Annotated in this window: 26 protein-coding genes; 16 read left to right on the top strand and 10 right to left on the bottom strand. The window is 68.5% G+C overall.

Annotated elements, in window-relative coordinates; translation table 11 throughout:
• The first annotated feature begins 57 nt into the window (after positions 1 to 57).
• The 5 genes from OG817_RS25650 to OG817_RS25630 are packed head-to-tail and all read left to right on the top strand — an operon-like array spanning position 58 to position 5,050.
• Positions 58 to 648, top strand: coding sequence for a 2-oxoacid:acceptor oxidoreductase family protein (locus OG817_RS25650; RefSeq protein WP_406047171.1), 591 nt, complete (start codon positions 58 to 60; stop codon positions 646 to 648).
• Complete coding sequence (locus OG817_RS25645) at positions 632 to 1,879, top strand: transketolase C-terminal domain-containing protein (protein ID WP_406047170.1); 1,248 nt, start codon at positions 632 to 634, stop codon at positions 1,877 to 1,879. The genes OG817_RS25650 and OG817_RS25645 overlap by 17 nt, the downstream gene beginning before the upstream one ends.
• 13 nt (positions 1,880 to 1,892) lie before the next feature.
• Complete coding sequence (locus tag OG817_RS25640; RefSeq protein WP_406047169.1) at positions 1,893 to 2,912, top strand: thiamine pyrophosphate-dependent enzyme; 1,020 nt, start codon at positions 1,893 to 1,895, stop codon at positions 2,910 to 2,912.
• Positions 2,913 to 4,550, top strand: a complete 1,638-nt coding sequence (locus OG817_RS25635; RefSeq protein WP_406047168.1) for an NAD(P)-binding protein — start codon at positions 2,913 to 2,915, stop codon at positions 4,548 to 4,550.
• Positions 4,551 to 4,561: 11 nt separating this feature from the next.
• On the top strand, positions 4,562 to 5,050 hold the full coding sequence (locus OG817_RS25630) for a hypothetical protein (protein ID WP_406047167.1): 489 nt from the start codon (positions 4,562 to 4,564) through the stop codon (positions 5,048 to 5,050).
• A 33-nt stretch (positions 5,051 to 5,083) separates the two neighbouring features.
• On the opposite strand, the gene OG817_RS25625 is transcribed toward OG817_RS25630, so the two are convergent.
• The 4 genes from OG817_RS25625 to OG817_RS25610 form a co-directional block, all read right to left on the bottom strand.
• On the bottom strand, positions 5,084 to 6,058 hold the full coding sequence (locus OG817_RS25625) for an Acg family FMN-binding oxidoreductase (RefSeq protein ID WP_406047166.1): 975 nt from the start codon (positions 6,056 to 6,058) through the stop codon (positions 5,084 to 5,086).
• Positions 6,055 to 6,309, bottom strand: coding sequence for a hypothetical protein (locus OG817_RS25620; protein WP_406047165.1), 255 nt, complete (start codon positions 6,307 to 6,309; stop codon positions 6,055 to 6,057). The genes OG817_RS25625 and OG817_RS25620 overlap by 4 nt, the downstream gene beginning before the upstream one ends.
• Complete coding sequence (locus OG817_RS25615) at positions 6,309 to 6,689, bottom strand: hypothetical protein (RefSeq protein WP_406047164.1); 381 nt, start codon at positions 6,687 to 6,689, stop codon at positions 6,309 to 6,311. The genes OG817_RS25620 and OG817_RS25615 overlap by 1 nt, the downstream gene beginning before the upstream one ends.
• Before the next feature lie 290 nt (positions 6,690 to 6,979).
• Complete coding sequence (locus OG817_RS25610; protein WP_406047163.1) at positions 6,980 to 8,698, bottom strand: GAF domain-containing protein; 1,719 nt, start codon at positions 8,696 to 8,698, stop codon at positions 6,980 to 6,982.
• Positions 8,699 to 8,892: 194 nt separating this feature from the next.
• Here OG817_RS25610 and ppdK point away from each other — a divergent pair, with 194 nt between their 5' ends.
• The 5 genes from ppdK (at position 8,893) to OG817_RS25585 (ending at position 13,774) form a co-directional block, all read left to right on the top strand.
• On the top strand, positions 8,893 to 11,607 hold the full coding sequence (ppdK, locus tag OG817_RS25605; RefSeq protein WP_406047162.1) for a pyruvate, phosphate dikinase: 2,715 nt from the start codon (positions 8,893 to 8,895) through the stop codon (positions 11,605 to 11,607).
• A 66-nt stretch (positions 11,608 to 11,673) separates the two neighbouring features.
• A complete protein-coding gene (locus OG817_RS25600; RefSeq protein WP_406047161.1) occupies positions 11,674 to 11,940 on the top strand; it encodes a hypothetical protein in 267 nt (88 codons plus the stop codon).
• Between the two features lies 1 nt (position 11,941).
• On the top strand, positions 11,942 to 12,226 hold the full coding sequence (locus OG817_RS25595) for an ATP-binding cassette domain-containing protein (protein ID WP_406057517.1): 285 nt from the start codon (positions 11,942 to 11,944) through the stop codon (positions 12,224 to 12,226).
• Between the two features lie 376 nt (positions 12,227 to 12,602).
• Positions 12,603 to 12,773, top strand: a complete 171-nt coding sequence (locus OG817_RS25590) for a dsRBD fold-containing protein (protein ID WP_406047160.1) — start codon at positions 12,603 to 12,605, stop codon at positions 12,771 to 12,773.
• A gap of 107 nt (positions 12,774 to 12,880) precedes the next feature.
• Positions 12,881 to 13,774, top strand: a complete 894-nt coding sequence (locus OG817_RS25585) for a universal stress protein (protein WP_406047159.1) — start codon at positions 12,881 to 12,883, stop codon at positions 13,772 to 13,774.
• A 570-nt stretch (positions 13,775 to 14,344) separates the two neighbouring features.
• Here the strand turns inward: OG817_RS25585 and OG817_RS25580 are convergent.
• Positions 14,345 to 15,250 carry a hypothetical protein gene (locus OG817_RS25580; RefSeq protein ID WP_406047158.1) on the bottom strand — a complete coding sequence of 302 codons (906 nt, stop codon included), beginning with the start codon at positions 15,248 to 15,250 and terminating at the stop codon, positions 14,345 to 14,347.
• Positions 15,251 to 15,351: 101 nt separating this feature from the next.
• Here OG817_RS25580 and OG817_RS25575 point away from each other — a divergent pair, with 101 nt between their 5' ends.
• Positions 15,352 to 15,552 carry a phosphatase PAP2 family protein gene (locus tag OG817_RS25575; RefSeq protein WP_406047157.1) on the top strand — a complete coding sequence of 67 codons (201 nt, stop codon included), beginning with the start codon at positions 15,352 to 15,354 and terminating at the stop codon, positions 15,550 to 15,552.
• A gap of 90 nt (positions 15,553 to 15,642) precedes the next feature.
• On the top strand, positions 15,643 to 15,876 hold the full coding sequence (locus tag OG817_RS25570) for a DsrE/DsrF/DrsH-like family protein (protein ID WP_406047156.1): 234 nt from the start codon (positions 15,643 to 15,645) through the stop codon (positions 15,874 to 15,876).
• A 154-nt stretch (positions 15,877 to 16,030) separates the two neighbouring features.
• On the opposite strand, the gene OG817_RS25565 is transcribed toward OG817_RS25570, so the two are convergent.
• The gene (locus tag OG817_RS25565) at positions 16,031 to 16,459 is read right to left on the bottom strand and encodes a hypothetical protein (protein WP_406047155.1); all 429 of its coding nucleotides are present in this window, start codon (positions 16,457 to 16,459) and stop codon (positions 16,031 to 16,033) included.
• A gap of 187 nt (positions 16,460 to 16,646) precedes the next feature.
• Between OG817_RS25565 and OG817_RS25560 the strand changes: the two genes are divergently transcribed.
• Positions 16,647 to 17,606: an Acg family FMN-binding oxidoreductase gene (locus OG817_RS25560; protein WP_406057514.1), complete on the top strand. Its 960-nt coding sequence runs from the start codon at positions 16,647 to 16,649 to the stop codon at positions 17,604 to 17,606.
• Between the two features lie 252 nt (positions 17,607 to 17,858).
• Here the strand turns inward: OG817_RS25560 and OG817_RS25555 are convergent, their stop codons facing one another.
• Together OG817_RS25555 and OG817_RS25550 are read right to left on the bottom strand one after the other, a co-directional pair.
• Positions 17,859 to 17,969, bottom strand: coding sequence for a hypothetical protein (locus tag OG817_RS25555; RefSeq protein WP_406047154.1), 111 nt, complete (start codon positions 17,967 to 17,969; stop codon positions 17,859 to 17,861).
• Positions 17,945 to 18,160 carry a hypothetical protein gene (locus tag OG817_RS25550; protein ID WP_406047153.1) on the bottom strand — a complete coding sequence of 72 codons (216 nt, stop codon included), beginning with the start codon at positions 18,158 to 18,160 and terminating at the stop codon, positions 17,945 to 17,947. The genes OG817_RS25555 and OG817_RS25550 overlap by 25 nt, the downstream gene beginning before the upstream one ends.
• A gap of 170 nt (positions 18,161 to 18,330) precedes the next feature.
• On the opposite strand from OG817_RS25550, the gene OG817_RS25545 reads away from it, so the two are divergent.
• The 3 genes from OG817_RS25545 to OG817_RS25535 are packed head-to-tail and all read left to right on the top strand — an operon-like array spanning position 18,331 to position 21,805.
• Positions 18,331 to 19,779, top strand: coding sequence for a DUF4389 domain-containing protein (locus tag OG817_RS25545; protein ID WP_406047152.1), 1,449 nt, complete (start codon positions 18,331 to 18,333; stop codon positions 19,777 to 19,779).
• A gap of 36 nt (positions 19,780 to 19,815) precedes the next feature.
• Positions 19,816 to 20,823 (top strand): type I glyceraldehyde-3-phosphate dehydrogenase, encoded by a 1,008-nt coding sequence (gene gap / locus OG817_RS25540; RefSeq protein ID WP_406047151.1) that lies wholly within the window; start codon positions 19,816 to 19,818, stop codon positions 20,821 to 20,823.
• Between the two features lie 16 nt (positions 20,824 to 20,839).
• A complete protein-coding gene (locus OG817_RS25535) occupies positions 20,840 to 21,805 on the top strand; it encodes a PEP/pyruvate-binding domain-containing protein (RefSeq protein ID WP_406047150.1) in 966 nt (321 codons plus the stop codon).
• Positions 21,806 to 21,858: 53 nt separating this feature from the next.
• On the opposite strand, the gene OG817_RS25530 is transcribed toward OG817_RS25535, so the two are convergent.
• Both OG817_RS25530 and OG817_RS25525 read right to left on the bottom strand, forming a co-directional pair.
• Positions 21,859 to 22,647, bottom strand: a complete 789-nt coding sequence (locus OG817_RS25530) for a sigma 54 modulation/S30EA ribosomal C-terminal domain-containing protein (RefSeq protein WP_406047149.1) — start codon at positions 22,645 to 22,647, stop codon at positions 21,859 to 21,861.
• Between the two features lie 22 nt (positions 22,648 to 22,669).
• A complete protein-coding gene (locus OG817_RS25525; protein WP_406047148.1) occupies positions 22,670 to 22,882 on the bottom strand; it encodes a DUF1918 domain-containing protein in 213 nt (70 codons plus the stop codon).
• Between the last annotated feature and the right edge of the window lie 150 nt (positions 22,883 to 23,032).

The raw sequence follows: 23,032 nt of genomic DNA, 5'->3' as shown, positions 1-23,032 counted from the left end.
TCGGAAGACCCTCGCGGCGCCGGTACTGGGAGGCGAGGATCGGATCGAGGTGATGTCATGATCCAGGTTCGAGTGCACGGGCGTGGCGGTCAGGGAGTGGTGACCACCGCGGAGCTGCTGTCTGTCGCCGCGTTTGCCGAAGGCCGGTACGCGCAGGCCTTCCCGACGTTCGGGTCGGAGCGGACGGGCGCACCGGTGGTGGGTTTCTGCCGGATCGACGATCGGCTGATCCGCACGCACGAGCCGGTGGTTCGTCCGGACGCGGTGATCATCCAGGACGCGACGCTGCTGCACCAGGTGGATGTGTTCGACGGACTTGGCCCCGATGGCTACCTGCTGGTCAACACCTCACGAAGCTTCGACGAGCTCGGCCTGCACGCATTCGTCGCGCGACTGGGCCCGGCGCGGGCGATCACGGTGCCCGCGACCGAACTGGCGATGACACACCTCCGCAGGCCACTTCCCGGTGCCGTGCTGCTGGGCGCGTTCGCCGCGCTCACCGATCAGGTGCACCTCGCGTCGGTCGTCGCAGCGATCCAGGAACGATTCCCGGACCAGGTTGCCGCCGGCAACATCGCCGCGGCCGACGCGGCGTACCAGTTGGTCCGCGCACAGATCAAGGAGCCGGCTCGTGCTCAAACAGATTGAAGGATCCCGCGGTGTCGCGGAAGCGGTTGCGCTGTGCCGTCCGGAGGTGATCTGCGCCTATCCGATCTCACCGCAGACGCATATCGTCGAGGCGCTCAGCACTCTGGTGAAGTCAGGCGAGCTGACCCCGTGCGAGTTCGTCAACGTGGAGTCGGAGTTCGCCGCGATGTCGGTGGCCATCGGTGCGTCCGCGGCCGGCGCCCGGGCCTACACGGCGACCGCGAGCCAGGGACTGTTGTACATGGCCGAGCCGCTCTACAACGCGTCCGGACTCGGACTGCCGATCGTGATGACGGTGGCGAACCGGGCGATCGGTGCGCCGATCAACATCTGGAACGACCAGGGCGACTCGATGTCGCAGCGTGACTCCGGCTGGATCCAGTTGTACGCCGAGACGAACCAGGAGGCGCTCGACCTGCACATCCAGGCGTTCCGGATCGCGGAGGAGCTCTCCCTTCCGGTGATGGTCTGCATGGACGGCTTCGTTCTCACCCATGCGGTGGAGCGGGTCGATGTACCGTCGGAAGAGCTGGTGGACCGGTTCCTCCCGCCGTACGAACCGCGGCAGGTGCTGGACCCGGACGAGCCGGTCTCGATCGGCGCGATGGTCGGGCCGGATGCGTTCACCGAGGTCCGGTATCTGGCGCATGACAAGCAGATGCAGGCCCTGGACCGCATCCCGGCGGTGTCCGCGGAATTCGAGGCGACGTTCGGGCGGGACTCGGGCGGGCTGGTCCGGCCGTACCGCTGTGACGATGCCGAGACGATCGTGGTCGCCCTCGGTTCGGTGCTGGGCACGATCAAGGACACCGTCGACGAACTGCGCGATGAGGGCGTTCGGATCGGCGTACTGGGACTGACCTCGTTCCGGCCGTTCCCGCTTGATGCGGTCCGTGCCACACTCGCCGGCGCGCAACGGGTCGTCGTACTGGAGCGCGCGCTGGCTGTCGGCATCGGCGGCATCGTGTCGGCGAACGTCCGGATGGCTCTGTCCGGCATCCAGTTGCACGGCTATACCGTGATCGCCGGGCTCGGTGGGCGTGCGATCACCAAGGCATCGCTGCGTGGCCTCTTCACCGAAGCGATCGCCGATCGGCTCGAGCCGCTGACTTTCCTGGACCTCAACCGCGAGCTGGTCGATCGCGAGCTGCAGCGAACCAGGACGACTCGCCGTTCCGGCCCGGCGGCCGAGAACATGCTGCGTGACCTTCGCACCGCACGGATCGGTTGAGAGGACAACGGCCATGGGACAGCAACCGATCAGGTTCTACCAAACCGGAAGCTTCGCGGTCGGCAACCGCCTGCTCGACCCGGAGCAGCGATCGGTCCAGGCGGACAGTCGCCGGACGAACTCGCTCAACTCCGGTCACCGCGCCTGCCAGGGCTGCGGTGAGGCACTCGGCGCGAGATACGCGCTGGACGCCGTGATGCGTGCCACCGGCAACCAGATGGTCGCGGTCAACGCGACCGGTTGTCTCGAGGTGTTCTCTACGCCGTATCCGGAGACCTCCTGGCAGATTCCCTGGCTGCACTCGCTGTTCGGCAACGCGCCGGCCGTCGCCACCGGAGTGGCGGCCGCCCTCAAGGTGAAGGGCCGCACCGACGTCCGCGTCGTCGGTCAGGGTGGCGATGGCGGTACCGTCGACATCGGCCTGGCGTGCCTGTCGGGAATGTTCGAGCGCAACGACGATGTGCTGTACATCTGCTACGACAATGGCGGCTACATGAACACCGGCGTCCAGCGTTCCGGCGCCACCCCGCATGCGGCCGCGACGACGACCACCCCGGCAGTGGGTCCGTCACCGGGCAACGACTTCGGCAAGGGGAAGAGTCTGCCACTGATCGCGATGGCTCACCGGATCCCGTACGTCGCGACCGCGACCGTGGCCGATCTTCGCGACCTGGAGTACAAGGCGAAGCGGGCGATGGAGTTCCGCGGCGCGCGCTACCTGCACGTACTGGTTCCGTGCCCGCTGGGCTGGCGGACCGCGGCGAACGAGACCATCAAGGTCGCCAGGCTGGCCACCGAGACCGGCATCTTCCCGGTGTTCGAGGCCGAGGACGGCGAGGTCGTTGGAGTGTCGCCGATCCGCAAGCGCCGGCCGGTCTCCGACTACCTGCAGGCACAAGGCCGTTTCGCGCACCTGTTCGGTGAGCATCCGCGCGAGGACGTCATCGCCAAGATCCAGGCGGAGGCGGACCGCACGGTCCGTACGTTCGGTCTGGTCGAGCCTGCGGGCCCCGTTCATGGAGAGGTGAGTTAGATGCCAGAGGCAAACAAACACGGACCACTCCCGTTCGCCATCACGCTCGACGTCGGATCCAGCCTGGCGAACAAGACCGGCTCGTGGCGCACCGAACGACCGGTTTACGTCGATCGGCTGCCGCCATGCAACAACGCCTGCCCGGCCGGCGAGAACATCCAGCAGTGGCTGCACGATGCGGAGGAGGGCGGGTACGAGGCGGCCTGGCGACAGATCATGGCCGACAACCCGTTCCCCGCGGTGATGGGCCGGATCTGCTACCGGCCGTGCGAGACGGCGTGCAACCGGGCCACGCTCGACGAGGCTGTCGGCATCAACTCGATCGAACGGTTCCTCGGAGACGAGGCGCTCGAGCACGGGTGGACGATGCCGGTCGACTTCGCGCGGAGCGGGAAGAGCGTCCTGATCGTCGGCGCCGGTCCGTCCGGCCTGTCGGCGGCGTACCACTTGACCCGGCTCGGGCATCAGGTCACGGTCCGCGACAGTGCGAGCGAGGCCGGCGGGATGATGCGGTACGGCATCCCCGCGTACCGGCTCCCCCGCGACGTGGTGGACGCCGAGATCCAGCGGATCGTCGATCTGGGAGTGCGGCTCGAGCTCGACACCCCGGTGACCGATCTCCAGGCGGCCCTGCGCTCCTTCGACGCGGTGTTCCTGGCCGTCGGCGCGCACATCGGGCGCCGCGCGGACATCCCGGCCGGAGACTCCGCGCGGATCCTCGACGCGGTGTCGCTGCTGGCCGGGCTGGCCGAAGGCGAACAGCCGCTGCTCGGCCGCCGGGTGGCGGTGTACGGCGGTGGAAACACCGCGATGGACGTGGCCCGGACCGCACGCCGGCTCGGAGCGACCGACGCGGTCGTCGTCTACCGCCGTACCCGGGATCGGATGCCGGCGCAGGACATCGAGGTGAAGGAAGCTCTGGAGGAAGGCGTCCGGATGCGATGGTTGTCCACCATCACGTACGCCGACGCGGGCCGGATCACGATCGAGAAGATGCGCCTGGACGAGACCGGCTTCCCACAGCCGACCGGCGAGTTCGAGGAACTCGCGGCCGACTCGGTGGTGCTCGCCCTCGGCCAGCTGTCGGACCTGGCACTGGTGCGGGATCTCCCCGGCGTGACGATCGCGGACGGCGTCGTACAGGTCGGACCGGACCTGATGACCGGTCATCCAGGTGTCTTCGCCGGCGGCGACATGGTCCCGTCCGCGCGGACCGCGACGGTCGCCATCGGGCACGGCAAGAAGGCGGCCAGAAGCATCGACGCCTGGTTGCGCGGTACGACGTACGAGCGACCTGCCCGGCACGACCTGGCCACGTACGACCGGCTGAACACGTGGTACTACGCTGACGCCCCCGCCACCGTCAGGCCACGCCTGGATATGGCGCGGCGGATCACCACGTTCGACGAGGTGACCGGCGGGCTGGATGCGTCCACCGCGTTGTTCGAGGCCCGGCGCTGCCTGTCCTGCGGCAACTGCCTCGAGTGCGACAACTGCTTCGGCGTGTGTCCCGACAACGCGGTCATCAAGGTCGGCGAGGGCAAGTACGAGATAGACCTCGACTTCTGCAAGGGCTGCGGGCTGTGCGCGGCCGAATGCCCGAGCGGCGCGATCGAGATGGTCCCCGAACGCATCTGAAGGAGGAAGCCGTGAAGTGGATACGACCAGTGTTGCTGGGCCTCGGTGTCGTCGTGGGGATCGCGGTGGGCTTCGGCCTGTTCCGCAAGTACGCCGCTTCGACGGGGGACAGCAGTTCGTTCGCGATGTTCGGCGAGACCAAGACGAAGGTTCTGTCTGAGAATCTGACGGATGCGGCGGCGACGGCCGTCTTCGGTGCGGTCACTCTCGACCTGCGGGACGCTCACATCGACGACGAGGCGACGGTCGACACCGTCGCGCTCTTCGGCGGTGTGGAGGTCCTGATACCCAGGCGCTGGCGGCTGGCCCTGTCCGGCACCCCGGTCTTCGGCGGCGTCGAGGACAAGACCACACCGGACGACAATCTGCCGGTCGACGCACCCGTCCTGAACGTCAGCGCGCTGGCCGTCTTCGGCGGTGTTGCCGTAGCCAACGAGCCAGGTGAGGTCACCCGCCGAAAGGCGGCGGCAACCGCCAAGGCGTGCCGGCGCAGCCCCTGAACATCTCCGCAGTAGCTGCGACGACGTCCGAGGTCAGCGCCGGCGGTCGACTGTCGCGCTCCACGGCCGGCGAGGTGTCAGACCGGCTCCCTCCGCCGGGTAACCGATGCGGAGAATCATCTGGGGCCAGATGTCGCGGCCGATCAGCGTCCGGACGTTGTCGCGCAGCGGCGGGTACTCGACGGCCTGGTTGGCGAATGACGCCGCCAGCTCGTAGGAAGTTGCCGTGAGGAGCACTCGCTGCAGCGCCAGGCCGGCCCGCACCCAGGCGCGCTCGTCGTCGTCCACGGTGCCGAGGATCGCGATGATCGGGGTCGCTTCGAAGACTGCCTGGCTGCGGTGTGGGTGGTCGAAGCCCGCGGACAGATCTCGTACGGCCGCCGGGCGGTCCGGAAGAGGGCCGAGTACGGAGTCCGGGACGCCGTCGGCCCCGCGGTCGCCGCCGATCCATCGTGCCCGCTCATGCACCCTGTCCTCCTCGACGACCTCGCGTTGGTCGGCCGCCTGGATGGTCGCACCCAGTTGTGCTCGCTGTTCTTCGTCGAGCCAGTGCAGCTTCGCTCGCTCCGCGTTCGCTGCGTCGGCCAGAAGCTGGGTCATCCGGGGCGAGATCGGCTTGTCGAGCATTGGACCGCGGTAGGTGAAGCGCAGGCCGATAGCGTCGTACAGGGAGCTGAGGCCGGCGACGGGTTCTGTCCCGTCGGCGAGGAAGATCCGCACCACCACGGCGGGTGTGGCCGGATCCGGGTCGATCGCCAGCGTCGTCTCGTGGCCGAGCATGGCCGCGGCGACGCGGATATTGAACGCCGCCGCTCCGAGACCGACGCGAGTCAGCCGGCCACCCGGATCGGCCGCGGGCAGTGTGCGATCGGCGTCGACGAGGACATCAATGACTGGTCCGTTGATCTCGAACCGCCACGGTTGGGTGTTGTGCATTGAGGGTGCCTGTCCGGCGGCGGTGAGCAAGATGCCCATCTCGCTGTCGGTGAGGTATCTGGTCGTACTCATGCCGTTTCCTTCCTCACCACAGCCGCACCCGTTCGTGGTGATGTGGTGTCACTGCTGTCCAGCAGCTGCCGGCCACGGGTGCCGGCGACCTGATAGCCCGGCATCAGCACGGTGTTCTTCGCCCCAGGCAAGAGATGGCTGAGGTGATGCAGCACGCGTCCGACGGCCGCCAGCGTCGCCGGGTCGACCAGGAACTTGCTGCCCGTCACCGTGCCGGCCGCGCCGAGGAAGGTGATGATCGCCGAGCTCATCACGACCGCCTGGCATGGTCGAATTGGTGGAAGCGGCGTACGACGGTGCCGAGAGCCCGGATCACCGCGAGTGTCTCGTAGATGCGGAGCTCCAGTTGTGGGTCGTGAGTGGGCCTGACCAACTCCCGCTGGAGGTCCTCGAGCAGATCGACTGCGTGGGTGAGCTGGTCTGCCACGATGTGCGCGTACGCCGTCGATGGGGTGTGCTCGGGGTTCAGCCGCGGGAGGATCCGGCCGCGATAGGCGGCGACGGTCCTCTGCGCTGTCGTCATCAACCGTTCCCGCTGAGCCCAGTCGTCGGCGGCGCACTCGTCCTCGAGCCGGGCCAGATCCTCGTCCCAGCGATCGAACTCACGCAGCAGAGATTCGGTCCCGTTCATGGTCAGGACTCCTTCGGTGGGATGGTCTGGACGAACTCGCCGACCGGACGGCGCGGCCTCCTCGACCGCTCAGCGGCCTTGCGGGTATCGCGCTATCAGCCTGGCGTGATCCGCGTGTGGGAGGCAGCGGCGTCGGTCCCTACCTGACAGGTCCTTCGGCACTCCAAGCCGGTGACCACGTGCTCTGCCATGGTTGCCGACCGTTGCCGGAGCCTCGGGCCGTCGGAACAACTCGAAAGGACAATCACCCTGAGCACCACGTCGCATGCTGCGGTGAGCGGCACGGGCGATCAGCTGAGCGGTGCGCGCAGCTCCACCACAGTGCCGGTCGGCTCATTGGGACCGATGTGAACGGTGCCGCCGAGTGCGGTGGCCCGCTCGCGGAGGTTGCGCAGGCCGCCGTGACGGCCTTCTGGAGACAGGCCGACGCCGTTGTCGGTGACCCGCGCGACGACCTCGTCGCCGGTGATGCTCACCTCGACGGCCGTCTGCGTTGCCTGTGCATGGCGTACCACGTTCGACAGTGACTCCCTGATCGCGGCCAGGATCTGTGGACGCACAGCAGTCGGCACGGCGGTGTCCAGAGGTCCGGTGCAGATCAGGGTCGGCCTGAATCCCAGCGCCTCGGCGTACTCGGCGACCAAAGTACCGACGTCCGCGCGCAACGAGACGTCGCCCGGGCGATGATGCAGCTCGAAGATGGCGGCGCGCAGATCGGTGATCGTGGCGTCGATGTCGTCGACGGCTCGGCCGACCCGTTCCTGCACGTCCGGCCGCACCAGCTTGTGCATTCCCTGCAATTGCAGGCCGGTCGCGAACAGCCGCTGGATGACGAGGTCGTGCAGATCCCGGGCGATCCGGTCCCGATCCTCCAGTACGGCGATCATCGACCGGTCACGTTGCGCCTGTGCGCGTTCGAGGGCGAGCGTCGCCTGGTTGGCGAACATCCGCAGCAGGTCCGTTCCCACCGTTACGGAGAGGGTCGCGCTCTGGCTTGCGGCGACGATGAGGAGCCCACCGGTGCTGAGGCTGCCGGGTGGCAGTGGCGCGATGATGGTGCGGCCGAGCGCCTCGAACTCCGGGAGTTCGGTGAGCACTCCGTGTTCCTTCGCCAGTTGGGCGGCGTTCTCGATCACCACCTGCTGATCACCGCGCATGATGTCACCCAGAACCGGTAGATCAGCGGGGATGTGCCGTCCGGTGTAGGGCTGGAACTCCGGCGGGCCGTCGACAGCCTCGATGACGAGTTCGCCGTCGAGGGTGAGCAGGACTGCCCCGACCAGGGATCCGGATACCTCTCTGGCGCGGCGGGCGATCAGTCGCAGGGCATCGTTCGGGTCGTAGTCGCCGAGCATGAGTTGGGTGATCTCTGCGGTCACCTCATGCCAACGTCGCCTGCGTTCGGTGTCGGCGTAGAGGCGGGCGTTGTCGATCACAACTCCCGCTGCCGCCGCCAGCGCGGTCAGGACGCGCTCGTCGTCCTCGGTGAAGTCGGCGCCGTCGGCCTTCTCGGTGAGATAGAGGTTGCCGAAGGCGCGGTCCCGGCTGCGCACCGGTAGGCCGAGAAAGCTCTTCATCGGCGGGTGGTTCGCGGGGAAGCCAAATGACTGGGGGTGATCAGACAGGTCGCGCAACCGGAGTGGCTCGGGGTGGTCGATCAGCAGGCCCAGCAGGCCGTGGCCCTCGGGTAACGGCCCGATCGCTGCGATCTCGTCGGCGGTGACACCGTGGGTGATGAACCGGCTGAGCCGCTTGCCGCCCGGTCCGACCACGCCGAGGGCGCCGTACCGGGCGCCGACGAGCTCACAGGCCGAGGTAATGATCCGGTCAAGTGTGCTGTTGAGGTCGAGGTCGGCGCCGATCACCACGACGGCGTCGAGCAGTGCCCGCAACCGCTCCTGCGAGTCCATGATCTCGTCGACGCGGCCGAGGAGTTCGTGCAGGAGGGCGTCGAGCCGGACCCGGGACAGCCCGGCGAATTCCAGTGCCCCCTCGTCCCAGCGGTTCATCAGATCTCGCTCATCTTCCCAACATAACGAATTGTGGCCGGTGTTGGAACGGCCCCGGCCGCATGCCGACCGTGACCACTCACCAGGACCGCGGCCGTCCGGCGCGGACCCGAGCGGCCGGTTCCGGTCGGGACCTTCGGCCCTGTGGGCGCCGAGCCGGGGGCTGGAGCGTGAGAGAGGGAGGTGGCGTATACATGACCACAATGCCGACGACCGGCCGCTACGTGTTCGACTTCGCCGAGGGGAGCATGGACCAGAAGGACCTGCTCGGGGGGAAGGGCGCCAATCTCGCGGAGATGACCCGTCTGGGGCTCCCGGTTCCACCGGGATTCACGATCGGGACCACGGCGTGCCGTGCCTATCTGGAGTCCGGGGATCTGCCGGCCGGCCTGGCCGACGAGATCGCGGCGCACCTCGCCCGGCTCGAGCAGGCGATGGGCCGCCGGCTGGGTGACCCGGCCGACCCGCTGCTGATCTCGGTGCGCTCGGGTGGGAAGTTCTCGATGCCTGGGATGATGGAGACCATCCTCGACATCGGGCTGACCGACGAGTCGGTCCATGGGCTGGCCAAGCACTCGGGCGACGAGCACTTCGCGTGGGACTCCTATCGACGGCTGCTGCAGATGTACGCGCGCACCGTCCTCGACGTGCCGGACGATGTCTTGCAGTCGGCCGTGTCCACGGAGTACGCCGAGTGGGGAGTCGGGACTCCGGAGGAGTTGCCGGCCGCGGCGATCGAACGTGCCTGTACGGCGCTGAAGCAGGTGATCGCCGACCACGCCGGCCGGCCGTTCCCGCAGGAGCCGACGGAGCAACTCGACCTGGCGGTCCGGGCCGTCTTCGGCTCGTGGTCGACACCTCGGGCCCGGCTGTACCGGCGCCAGGAGCAGATTCCGGACGACCTCGGCACGGCGGTCAACGTGATGGCGATGGTCTTCGGCAACCGCGGCCCGGACAGCGGAACCGGTGTCGCCTTCACGCGCGACCCGGCTTCGGGTGCGGCAGGGGTCTACGGAGACTACCTCCAGGATGCGCAGGGCGAGGACGTCGTCGCCGGTGTCCGCAATACCGTTCCGTTGGCTCGGCTGGCCGAGATCGATGCGGTCAGCCACACCGAACTGCTGACCGCGATGTCCACCCTGGAACGGCACTACCGCGACTTGTGCGACATCGAGTTCACGATCGAGCGTGGCCGGTTGTGGATCCTGCAGACGCGGGTCGGCAAGCGCACCGCTGGAGCGGCGTTCCGGATCGCTGTGCAGTTGGTCGACGAGGGCCTCATCACCCTCGACGAGGCGCTGCTGCGCGTTACCGGCGCCCAGCTTGGACAGCTGATGTTTCCACGGTTCGGCGAGCGGCACGGCGTACCGGAGTTGGCCCATGGTGTTCCCGCCTCGCCGGGGGCCGCGGTAGGTGTCGCGGCCTTCGACTCCGAGGCGGCACGGCGGTTCGCCGCGGAGGGGCGGCAGGTCGTCCTCGTCCGCCGGGAGACGAATCCCGACGACCTGCCAGGTATGCTGGCAGCGGTCGGGATCCTGACTACCCGAGGCGGAAAGACCTCCCACGCCGCGGTCGTCGCGCGCGGAATGGGCAAGACCTGTGTGTGCGGTGTGGACAGCCTGTCCGTGGACGCGGTAGCGCGCCGTGCCGTCACGGCCGAGGGCGTCGTGATCGAGGAGGGCGACGTACTGTCCCTGGACGGAACCTCGGGTGTCGTCTTCTACGGAGAGGTTCCGGTCGTCGCCTCGCCCGTAGTGGAGTACTTCGAGGGTCGTCTGGAGCTGTCCGAGGCGGATGACCTGGTCAGCGCGGTCGACCGGCTGCTTCGGCACGCGGATGCCCGTCGCCGGCTCGGCGTTCACGCGAATGCCGACACGTCCGCGGATGCCGAGCGCGCCCGGAGGTTCGGCGCCGAGGGCATCGGGCTGTGCCGCACGGAGCACATGTTCCTCGGTGAGCGACGCAAGCTCGTCGAGCGGCTGGTGCTTGCCGAAGGTGTCTCGGAGCAGCAGACCGTGCTCGAGGAACTGTTGCAGCTCCAGCGCGAAGACTTCGCCGGGATCTTCCGCGCAATGGCCGGGTTGCCGGTCACCGTGCGGCTGATCGATCCGCCGTTGCACGAGTTCCTGCCCGACCTGACCGCACTATCGGTGCGGGCAGCGGTCGGCCGAGCCACCGGTACGCCCGATATCGACGCGGAGCGCCTGCTGCCGGCGGTCCAGCGGATGCACGAGAGCAACCCGATGCTGGGGCTGCGCGGTGTCCGGCTGGGGATCGTCATCCCGGGACTGTTCGCCATGCAGGCCAGGGCGATCGCCGAGGCGGCTGCCGTCGTGTCGGCGGAGGGCAATGTGGTGCGTCCGGAGATCATGGTGCCGTTGGTCGCCGGCGAGGTAGAGCTGCGTCTGGTACGGCGGGAGATCGAAGGCGTCCTCGCCGAGGTGGCGACTCGAACCGGCTGCACCGTCCCGACCCGGATCGGCGCGATGATCGAGGTCCCCAGGGCTGCGCTGGGCGCCGAGCAGATCGCGCGTTCCGCCGACTTCTTCTCGTTCGGCACCAACGATCTGACCCAGCTGACGTGGGCGTTCAGCCGCGACGACGTGGAGGCGTCGATCTTCCCGCGCTACTTCGACGCCGGGATCTTCGCGGTCTCGCCCTTCGAGTCGCTGGACGTCGCGGGGGTTGGCCGGCTTGTCAGGCTGGCCGTCGCCGAGGGACGCCGCGGCAACCCCGACCTGGTCATCGGTGTCTGCGGTGAGCACGGCGGCGACCCTGCGTCGATCGCCTTTTTCGCCGAGGCCGGTCTGGACTACGTCTCCTGCTCTCCGTACCGCGTCCCGATCGCCCGCCTCGAGGCCGGCCGCGTCACCGTCGCCCTCACCTCATCGGAGAGCGACACCCGCTGACAGGGGACCGCCGCCGCCCAGACCGACCTTCTTGCCGGGGAGGCCGGCTGGGCGCATGGTGGAGGCGTGGCCAGAACGAGGTGGCACGACCTCAGTCCTCGCAGGCGACGCGCCATCATCGTCGGCGGCGCTCTCGACGGTGCGCTGAAAGTCGCCGCGCTGTCGGATCTGGCGCGTCGCCCGGCCGCCGAAGTCAGAGGATCCAAGGTGTGGTGGGCGATCGCGATCACTCTGATCAACTCGGTCGGCGCGGTGCCGATCGCGTACTTCGTCTACGGTCGCCAACCGCAGGGCATAGGTCAGGCGCAGCCTCGCCGACCGGCGCGCCCGTGACATCGCGACCAGAACCATCGAGGACGGCGCAGCATCGTGGACTGTCTCGCCTTCGACAACCCAATGGCGAAGGCCCACCTGCGCGCGAAGCTGCACGTCATCTGCGACAACTACGGCACCGGCACCCACAGCCAACGCCTTGGAGCTCGCCGAGCGAATGGGGCTGGACCTGGACCACCCGATGGCTCAGCTGTGCTGCGGTCAACTGCGACGCCTGGGAATCGTGCAGGCGCTGATGCACCAGCCCGATCTGATCGTGCTGGACGATCCGTGCCTCAGCTGGTAGTGAACGTGCGGTGGCGACAGGAGCGTCCGGCCGCCGGGGCCGCGGGTGACGAGGCACGGTATGCGGTTGGGGGGACCGCCACTTCGGGTCTCGTCCGGCTTCTCTCGCCCACATCCATCGCATCGCGCGCGTCGGCCCGGGCGCAGGTTCGAAGGTCACGTCTCGGACGACCCGTCGGTTGCCGTCTTGTGGTCCGGTTGATCGGAACGGCTGACGCGCTGGCGCGGTCGACGCCCTTCTCGCACACCTCCAGCACACGAGCGTCGCTGCCATCTGGCAGGGCTGAAATGCCTGCCTCGCAGGATCGGAGGCCCCTCGTACGGCGCGGGCGGCGACCGGACGACTGCCGCAAGAAGAGCAACGAGGAGAGAGAGCCATGATCGCGAGCACGGGCTGGAGCGTCGACATCTTCATCGACGAGGACGAGGACGAGGACGAGGACGAGCGTACGACGCGTGCCGAGGCCCGGCTGCACACCAACGACAAGACCCATCTGATCGGCCGGGGCACCGCCCGCCGGAATGAGCAGGTGCATCTGCACCGCTGACGACGCAGGACGGGTCTTTCGGCGCCGCGGGTACTGGCGACTGGCCGTGCCGGAGCCGCCGGCGTGGGCGGACGCTCGAGATGCACCGAGCGAGAAGGAGCGTGGCCATGACGACTCTGCCGTTCGACCAGGGTGTGCCGGTGATCCACGTCGGGATCGAAGAATCCTGGCGTGCGTCCGGCGTACTCGACTGGGCCTTGCACGAGTCCTCGGTGCGGCACCTGCCGATCCGCGCGGTCCACGTGATCGACGAGCGGGTACGGCGGATGCCGCGCTGGGATCCGGCGATGGTCGACGAGGCGGCGATGGAACTCGTCGATGACGTGCAGACCTACCTCGACGGCAGCGGCGATGCTTCGGAACACGAGGTGGAGCTGGTGGTGGGCCGGCCGGTAGAGGCCTTGTGCCGGATCTCCGGCCGCGGGCAGCTGCTGGTGGTCGGACGCCGCGGGACAGGCGCTTTCAGGCGTTTGCTGATCGGGTCGACCGCCGAGGCCGTCGCCGCTGACGCGCCGGTCCCGGTAGTCGTCGTACCGGACGGTTGGCGCGCCGGCGAGCAGACCGGACCCGTGCTGGCGGGTCTGCACGAGACCGACGAGCAAGAGGCGGTCATGAGTTTCGCGGTCGCCGCGGCGTTCGAGCGGGACGTTCCGCTGCGGGTGATGCACGCGTGGGACCTGCCGGGACTGCGTGGCTGGGACGGCATGGATCTTGCCAGCCTGGCCGCGGAGCTGGAGTCCGAGGCGCGCCTGCGGTTCAACGCCGTCGCGGAGGGGTGGCGGGGGACGTACCCGGAGCAGTCGATCGAAGTGGAGATCGGACAAGGTCATCCGGTCGGCTGCCTTGTCCAGGCGGCCGAGACATCTGGCGCACAGTTGCTCGTCGTCGGCAAACGCAGCCGCTTGTCGCCCGGTTCGAAGGTCCCCGGCTCGGTCACCAGGGGTGTGATCCAGCACGCCGCGTGCGCGGTCGCCGTCATCGACGCAGCAGCGCGAGGCTGAACCGCGATCCGGCCGATCCACCGCCACCTGCCGGCCCCGCACGAGTCTCACACCAGTCTCCACCATCGACGGGAAGCGGTATTCCACAAGCGCAGCACGAAGGAGGTCGCCACATCCCGGTCGTCCAGGGGAGCCGGGATCGCAACCGGTGCAGGCCGCGGCGGCTTCCGGCCGACAACACCAAACGGACGTTCACCAGATCGCGGAACGCGGCGAGCATCCACCAGTGCTGGGTGCACACGGTGATCCGGGCCGTCGGCCAGGTCCCGTGGAGGAGAGCGGCCGGGCGCGGGGCGAGCCGAGGATGAACCCCTTTCAGATCGAGCATCAGCCGGGCCTCAGCACCTGGCGTGGACAGCTCACCGACCTCGAGAGTCCGGGAGCCACGGCGACGGACGAGTTCTCCGCGATCCCACAGGCACCAGAGACCGAGCGACTTGCGGTGGCGTATCTCCAGGCGGCCGCGGAAGGCGTGGACATCGGCCTCGACGAGGTCGGCCCCCGCTGCCAGCGCGGATCGGAGCGTTTCGAGATCGTTCCCCGCCCGATGGGCGATGCGGAGGCGCACTGTCACGGCGAGTTCGGTTGTGGCTCGGTGAACCAGCCGCGCCAGCGCAGGAAGAGGCAGCTCCCGCCGACGAGCAGGGCGGGAACCCAGTAGAGCAGGGCCGTCAGCGCGACGGCACCGAAGGCAGCCGTCCAGGAGACACCGATCGACGCCAGTCCCGCCACAAGGGCGCCTTCTCGTGGACTGGCCCCATGGACGCCGGGAAGGACGCCGGCCACCTGACTGGCCCCGAAGACCGCGACCAGTTGGAGCGCCTGCACCGAACTGCCGACGGCGTCGATCGCACCGACGAGCAGCCCGAGAATCGTTGCCTGATAGCCGATCGACAGGACGATGCCGAGCACGAACACTCGGGGCGACGGCCACGGCCAGCGGCTCACCAGGCCGGGACGGCGCCGGCGGACGACGAGAGCGGCGACGAGCACAGCACCGGCGGCACCCAGTGCCGCCGCGAGCACGGTCCACGGCAGGCTCACCCCGCACACCACCACCGCGGCGACCAGTCCTACTGCTCCGATGAATCGGTCGAGCGCGACCTCCGCGACGGCGCTGGTACGCCGGACGCCGATGGTCTCGAGTCGGTGCACGCGCCACAGGTCGGCGCCGGCGTGCCACGGCGAGATGAGCCCCAGGACCTCACTCTCCGCGTAGGCCCGCAGATGCCACCGCCGGGAGCGGCCGCTGGTCGACACCGCGTGCCAGCGCAACGGACACAGAACGTACTTGCCGATCGCGAACGGCAGCAGCCCGGCGACGGCCGGCAGCACGGTCGTGTGCGGGACCCGCCCGACGTTCCACAGCGACAGCGCGACAGCTGCCACGAGCGCCGCGACCCGCAGGCCGCGGTAGGTGACGATCCTCTGGGCGAGGCGCGCAATCTGCGTGCTGTGCCGTCGGCCCTCGTTCATGGCGGTTCCTTCCGGAGCTCGGGAGCGGCACTGACAGCTCAACCGTCCCGGCAGTCGGTTGCTTGGACCATAACCGGCGGGTTCAAACCTCGCATCCCGACGTGCGCCGGGACTTTCTCACCGCCTACGGCCTCGTCGACACGGTGACCGAGCAGACCTCGGCGTACCGGGTGCTGCAACCACCGGCGTTCGTGAACCAGTACGCCGTGGCGCCGAGCCTCCACTTCGGCTGGAACCTGTTGATGGGGATCGCGATCGCAGGTCTGGCCGGCCATTGGCGCTGCGTCTGGTCGGCTGGCTGATGCCGCTGGCGATGCTCGCGTCGATCGTGCTGACGGTCAACCACTACCTCTTCGACGCCCTGGCCGGCGGCCCACGGCGGCCTACCCGGGATGACGGCGATGGCCACGCATCAGATGAAGAAGCAGATCCACGACATCGGCGTCCCCGACGTACCGGAGTTCCTCGACCAGATCGTCGCCTCCGGTGGTCACTTGTGGGCCTGCCGGATGTCCGCCGACATGATGCACCTCGACGAGTCCGATCTCTACGACGAGGTCGAAGGCATCATCAGCGCCACCGACTTCATCGAAAAGACCGAAGGCGCCCAACTCCTCTTCATCTGAGTCTGACGAGCCGGTAGTGCGGAAGGCGTGGCGGGCCGCGGGTACGGCGACACCCAAAGCAGGGATGCGCCAGAGCCAGAAGCGGGGTGAGCTCCGCGGCGTGGGTTGGCGACCTGGCTCTGGTCCGCGCCCGCGGCCGTGCTGACCACCTGGCTCACCGAACTGCAGGCGTGCGTGCGTTGATCCGGGCGACCGTGTCCGGTGCCGAGTCGAGGACGATGCTCAGCAAGACGCTGTTGTAGGTGAGGGAGACACCGTGGTGTGCCTCGGCGTAGAGGTTTGCGACGGCGGTCGAGGCACCGACCTTGATCGCGGCGCGGCCGGTGGTCCATTGGCCGTCGACGAAGATCTCCAAGGCAGCTTGGCCGACGAAGTGGCGCCACCAGCGCTTGGTGTCGGGTTCCCCGACGAGGACGGCCAAGTGGCGGTCGTGCCGGACGGCCTGTACCGGGAGGACAATGCGGGCGCCGTTGTGGGCCGTGTAGCGGATGGCGATGAGGCCGGTCGGCAGATGGGTCGCGAGTGCGCTGTCCAGCGCGCGCAGGACCAGTCGGTTCCGCAGTCGGGCGAGTGTTCCTGTCATCGCGACCTCCAGAGATCTCTTGATTACCGAGTCTTTCGCGAACTGCTGGAGGTGGAACGAGGCGTGCGGCATCGGATGCCGGGCTGAAGGTCCCTGCGCTTCCGGGCAAGACGGCTCTGACCCCGCGCGGGTGACGGAGCGAGATTGTGAGTAGCCCGGACCGGGCTAGGAGAGCGTGGTGAATTCGATGGCCGTGCTGCTGGACGAGGATCGGATGGCCATGCTGCGCGCGGCGGTGGCCGCTCCGTCGATGCACAACACGCAGCCCTGGCGGTTCCGATTCAGCGGCTGGGTGGTCGAGGTGTACCGGGACCGTCACCGGGAGCTGCCCGCGGAGGATCCGACGCGACGGATGTTGTTCGTGTCGTTGGGTGCCGCGATCTTCAACCTGCGCGTAGCCGCCGCGGCTCGCGGCCACGGGTCGCGGGTCCTTCACTTGATCGACCCGCGCCGGCCGGACTTGGTCGCGGAGGTCGAACTGGGTGTACCGCTGACCGACCAGTTGCAGCGGCTGGCTCCGTACCTGAGGGAACGGCGGACCAACCGGCAGCCCTTCACCGCCGAGCGGGTTCCCGCCCAGGTCCGGGCGGAGCTCGGTCTCAGTGCGCGCGCTGAGGCTGCCGAGCTGCAGTGGCTCGACCGGCCGTCACGTCGCTGGTGGTTGCGGCTAGCAACGAATGATGCGGTCGAGGCGGACGACGAGGACGAGGCCAGGACGGTCGAGCGTCGACTCTGGGTCGGTGGTGACCGCGACCTCGACGGTGTTCCGTCGACCGCGCTCGGACCCCGGATCGCAGGCGGCGAGACGGTGGTGCGCGAGTTGGCCGCGACGGATGCCGATGCCGCGAGACCGGTGGCGGCGTTCGAGCAGGAACCTCAGCTGGCCGTGCTGGCGACGAGGTTCGACGGCCCGATCGAGTGGCTGCGCGCCGGGCAGGCGATGGAGCGGGTTCTCCTCGAGGCTACAGCGCACGGTGTGGCGACGTCGCTGCTGAACCAGGTGATCGAGCACGAGGGACTGCGCTGGCAGATGAACGACCCCCTCGGGCCTTGGCAGCGTCCCCAGGCCGTCATCCGCTTCGGCTACGGGCCTCCGGTTCCGCCCACCCCACGTCGCCCGCTCGACGATGTGCTGATCCGGGACTGAAAACCTGGACGGAAGAGGACGACCGGTCCGCGGAGACCGGGACCTTGGACTCTGACCGCACGCGTGCTGGACAACGGAATCTTGAGGCAGTGCCCGTCCGTACCGCCGTCGGATTGTTGATGTTGTTCGGATCCTGGCTCCTTGTGTGGGGTACGTTCCGGCTCGCCCGAGCACCGCCGCCCAGCGCGGGACTGGGAGAACGAATGGAACCTGGTCGCCCCGCGCTGGCTCCACGGCCAGAAGTGAGTGGCATCACCTCCGACGCGCGATGAGGTTCATCGCCGTCTGGACGACGGACTCGCCCGGCTCAGGCCGCAGCACGTCCCAGGCGTGGAAGATCACGCCGATGCCCCAGCCGAACATCGGGAAGGCCGGCCAGAAGAACCGGCCCCGGTCAGGTACCAGATGACCACCAGGAAGGTGTTCACCGTCAGGTAGGCGAGAACGTGGCCGGCCAGGTCGCGCCGCTTGCGCAGCTCGATCACCGCCTGCTCGCGCAGCGTCTCGTCGACACCGGTCGAACGGTTGCGTTCGGCAAGCTTCTTGTCGTCCATCACTGCCTCCTTCGCTGTGCACTCACGTCCACCGACATCCCACGCAGCGCTGTCCAGCAGGGCCTGAGGTCCCGTTGTTCGCACGTTCCGAACGGGACTTTGGCCCCTGCAGGACGACGGACTGCGGGCAGACGGTGGTGGGGAGAGAACCGCGGGTCTGGAGGTATGTGATGAGTACGACGACCTATCCGGTGCGGGTGGACGGGGCCCTCGACGACCGGCTGAATCGCTGGCTGTGGCTGGTGAAATGGATCCTGGTGATCCCGCACCTGCTCGTCCTGGCCGTGCTGTGGATCGCGTTCGGTGTACTGAGCCTGGTGGCCTTCTTCGCCATCTTGTTCACCGGCCGCTACCCACGGTGGATCTTCGATTTCAACGTCGGGGTGATGCGGTGGACGTGGCGGGTGCAGTTCTACGCATACGGCGCGCTCGGCACGGATCGGTATCCGCCGTTCACCTTGCACGACCTACCGTCGTACCCGGCGCATCTCGAGGTGGCGTATCCGGAGCACCTGTCGCGTGGCCTGGTGCTGGTGAAGTGGTGGCTACTCGCGATCCCGCACTACATCGTGGTCGGATTCTTCGTCGGCGGTGGCACCTGGTTCGCAACCCGGGCCGACGATCGGGTGGCGGTCTGGGGTTCCGGCCTGATCGGTCTGCTCGTTGTGGTGGCGGCGATCGTGCTGCTGTTCACCGGGAGCTACCCGCGTTCGATCTTCGACCTCGTCCTTGGCATGAACCGCTGGGCGTTACGCGTCGCGGCGTACGCCGGACTGATGGTCGACCAGTACCCGCCGTTCCGGCTCGACATGGGTGGCGACGACCCAGGGACGACGACGCTGCATCAGCCTCCTGCTGGTCTGCGGGATGCGGTGCCGATGTCACCGTCGCCTCCGCCGGATCCTGCAGCACGGATCTCGGTCGGGCGGACCATTGCGCTGATTGTCGGTGTCATGGTCACGCTGGCATCTGTGGCCGGTCTCGCGGTCGGCGGAGCACTGGCGGGTCTCGACCAGGGCCGGCGTGACTCGGCGGGCTTCATCACTACCGACAAGGTGACGATGCGGACAACCGGGTACGCCCTGGCCAGCGAGGACTTCGCGATCGAGACCGGCACCGCTTCCGTGCCCCGGCGCTGGTTCGGCGACGCGAGGGTGCGCGTCGAGTCGATCGACGGCACCCCGGTGTTCATCGGTCTTGCCCGGGCCACCGACGTTCGCAGGTATCTGGCCGGGGTCGAGTACACGACTGTGCGGGTCATCGGCCCGAACAGCACGAGGTACGACGACCACACCGGGATCGCGCCGGCGGAGTCTCCGTCCAGTCTGATGATCTGGCGCACGCAGGCGTCCGGGCCGGGGGAGCAGTCGATCACCTGGCCGATCGAGAACGGCGACTGGACGCTGGTCGTGATGGCGGAGGACGGCAGCAGCGACGTCGCCGTGCGGGCCGACGTCGGCGCCACTGCGCCGGTCCTGCAATGGCTGGGGATCGCGATCCTGGCCAGCGCGGGCGTGTTCTTCGTCCTCGGTCTGGCCCTGGCGGTCCTGGCAGTCGTCCGGCGGCCGAACCTGGGACCTTCGACTCTGACGACGACCTCGTCCAGCCGATCGAATTGAGACAACGAGGCAGACCATCCGACTGTGGGGCAGATCATGAGCGTTCGAGTAGGGATCAACGGTTTCGGGCGGATCGGGCGCGACTACCTGCGCTGCGTGCTCGAGCGGGGTTCGAGCGGGATCGAGGTGGTCGCGATCAACGACGTGGCCGCGCCGGCGACCCTTGCGCACCTGTTGCGCTACGACTCGACGTACGGCCCCTTGAAGGAGGAGGTCAGCTACTCCGAGAACACGATCACCGTCGGCGGCCGGACCTTGCGTGCGACCGCCGAACGGGATCCGGCCCGGCTCGACTGGGCCGCGGTGGGCGCCGACGTCGTGATCGAGTCGACCGGGAAGTTTCGTACCCGCGAGGCCGCCGGCGCCCATCTGGCGGCCGGTGCGCGCAAGGTGATCTTGTCGGTGCCTGGCAAGGACGTGGACACGACGCTGGTGCTCGGGGTCAACGAGGACGACTACGACCCGGCGATTCACCACGTGATCTCGAACGCCTCGTGCACGACCAACTGCGTCGCGCCGATGGTGTCGGTGTTGCACCGGGCCTTCGGCATCGAGCATGGCCTGATGACCACGATCCACAGCTATACCAACGACCAGGTGCTGCTGGACTCGCCGCACAAGGATCTGCGCCGTGGGCGCTCGGGCGCGGCCAACCTGATTCCGACCAGTACGGGCGCGGCCCGCGCGGTGGGACTCGTGATCCCCGAACTGGCGGGAAAGATCGACGGCGTGGCGGTCCGGGTCCCGGTCGAGGACGGCTCGCTGACCGATCTGTCAGTCCAGCTGACGCAAGCCGCGAGCGTCGAACAGGTCAACCAGGCCTTCGCCGACGCCGCGGCCGGACCGCTCAAGGGGATTTTGCGCTACACGACGGATCCGATCGTGTCCCACGACATCATCGGCGACCCGTCGTCCTGCATCTTCGATGCTCAGCTGACGCAGGTCCAGGGCCGCCTGGTCAAGGTCTTCGGTTGGTACGACAACGAGTGGGGGTACACCAGCCGTCTGCTGGACCTGACCGAACTCGTTGCCGGGGCACTGTGACAGGAGGCGGTAACCCATGAGCACCGACAGGATCGTTCGTCTTCAGGACGACGCCGCGACCGACCCCGCTCAGGTCGGTGTGAAGAATTCCCGGCTGGCGGAGCTGTCACGGGATGGCATCCCGGTTCCGGCAGGCTTCGCCGTGACCGCGGCGGCGTACGAGGAGTTCGTGCGCGAGGGGCGGCTCGGGCCGGTGATCGCGCGTGAGATCCGCAGGTACCGGGCGGGGCGGGATCTGAGGGTGGTTGCGGCCGCGATCCGCACCGCCTTCGGTGTCACGTCGTTGCCGCCGGCCTTGGCCGACGAGATTCTCGCCGCCTACGAGGAGCTGGGTGGCGACGGCACCGAGGTCGCCGTCCGGTGCAGCCCGATCACCCCGCAGGACGGGGCACGAGACGAGCTCTTCCTTCATCTGAACACCGGGGCCGATGTGCTCGCCGCGTGCCGGCGATGCTTCGCGGATCTGTTCAGTGCCGCGGCCGTCGGCGACCGCGAGCTCTGCGGACCTGACCACCTGACTGCGGCCATGCCGGTCACGGTCCAGCTGATGGTGCGCTCGGACCGCGGCGGCTCGGGCACGGTCCACGGCGAGAGCTCGTTGGTCCGGGTCAGCGCGGCCTGGGGCCTGGGGGAGCCGGCCGCCGACGATCCCGACCAGTTCTCGATCTATCCGGGCAGCCATCCGATGATCATCAGGCACCGCGGCGCGAAACGGACCAAGACGGTGTACGCCGGAATCCGCGCAACCCGACCGGTGCCGACCACTCCTCAGGAGCGCCGGGGACTGGTGCTCACCGACGACGACCTCCAGGTCCTCGCGCACTGGTCGGTCCTTGCCGACGCGCGCTGCAAGCGGCGGATGGAGCTCGACTGGGCAAAGGACGGACAGTCCGGTGACCTGTACGTGGTGGAGGCCAGGCCGTTGAGCTACCCGGCCTTCATGGTCGGTGCCTCGCCCGTCGCCGGAGTACTTCAGCACTGAGACCGCGTTGTTCGAGGCTCGATGCGATCATCAAGCTCGGCCCGGGCATCCGGTCAGGCAGATCGCCGGGCCGCGCCCGTGGGCCGGAGGATTCCGTAGTGGCCGTCGTACCTTGCGTAGAGGACACAGGCACGTCCGATCGCTTTGTCGGTGAAGACCTCGAACGGGGCACCGGTGAGGTCCAGGCGCGCTCTCGCTGCGGCGACACTCGATCGAGGCGCCGCGGCCAGGACGAGCGGCGGAGAGCCGAGGTCGATGCCGATCGGGTTCGGCACGGGCTGGAGGATGCGGCGACTGCCGGAGCCGGCGCGGACGACGACGCTGTCCTGGCCGCTGTACCTCTCCCGGAAGAGGTGGAAACGATAGTCCATTGTCTCCAGCATGGCGATTGCCTCGCCGACCGTCATGGTCGTGAGCCGGCAGTTCTTGTGGCGCGCCAGTCGGCGATCGTGCGGTGGACGGAGCTCCGGCGGCCAGGGCGGTGGCGACGTCGCGGGGCGCTCGCGCAGGCATCGGGCGAGTGCCGTCGGGAACAGTTGGAGCTGTTCGATAGTGCGCGTCGCCAGCAGGCCGACGACCTCCGACATCGTGGCGGCGGCGACCTGGGCCCGGACCCCGTGATGTCCCAGCCGTACGTCGACCTGCGCGACGATCGGCCGGATCAGTCCCGGTTCGCTCAGGCGCGTGATGCGCGCCCGGCTGTGCCCAGCCACCGGGCCGAGGATAGGAACGAAGTGCTGCCGGATCACAGTCGCGGCATCCGTCGGCAGAATGCCCGTCGTGACGACGGGCATCAGTGCGGCCGGCCTGCGAAGCGGCGCGGCCGGAGCTGTGTTGAGCATGGTTTCGTCCCCCCGAATGTGCTCAGTGGCTGTGAAGTTGTTGCATCTGCTCCGTGGTGAGGATGTGGGTGCCGGGTCCTGGCACGAACACAGTCTCGGCCTCGGTGTCGTCCCACCGGACCACGTACGGCGGCTCCCCGTCGGTGCCGTGCACCTCGAGAATCAGCCCGTGGCGCTTCGGCTGGTCCAGGTGCGTGCTCTCGACAACGATCCAGTTGCCGGATATTGCCTTCATGGTGATGCCCCTTCCGGTCCGTCGGCGTGGTCGGCACGAGGCCGCCCGCAGTTGCAGGCTGACATGGCTCAGGCGGTCCGCGGCAGGACCGTTCGGCTCCCGTTTCGGGACGTTGGTCCCCGCTCCGCGGCTCCGGCGACCGCCGGGCAT

The organism is Kribbella sp. NBC_00889, assembly GCF_045207705.1.
GTDB lineage: Bacteria > Actinomycetota > Actinomycetes > Propionibacteriales > Kribbellaceae > Kribbella.
The sequence above is the reverse complement of the archived record's forward strand: the minus strand, read 5'-3'. Positions and strand labels throughout refer to the sequence as shown.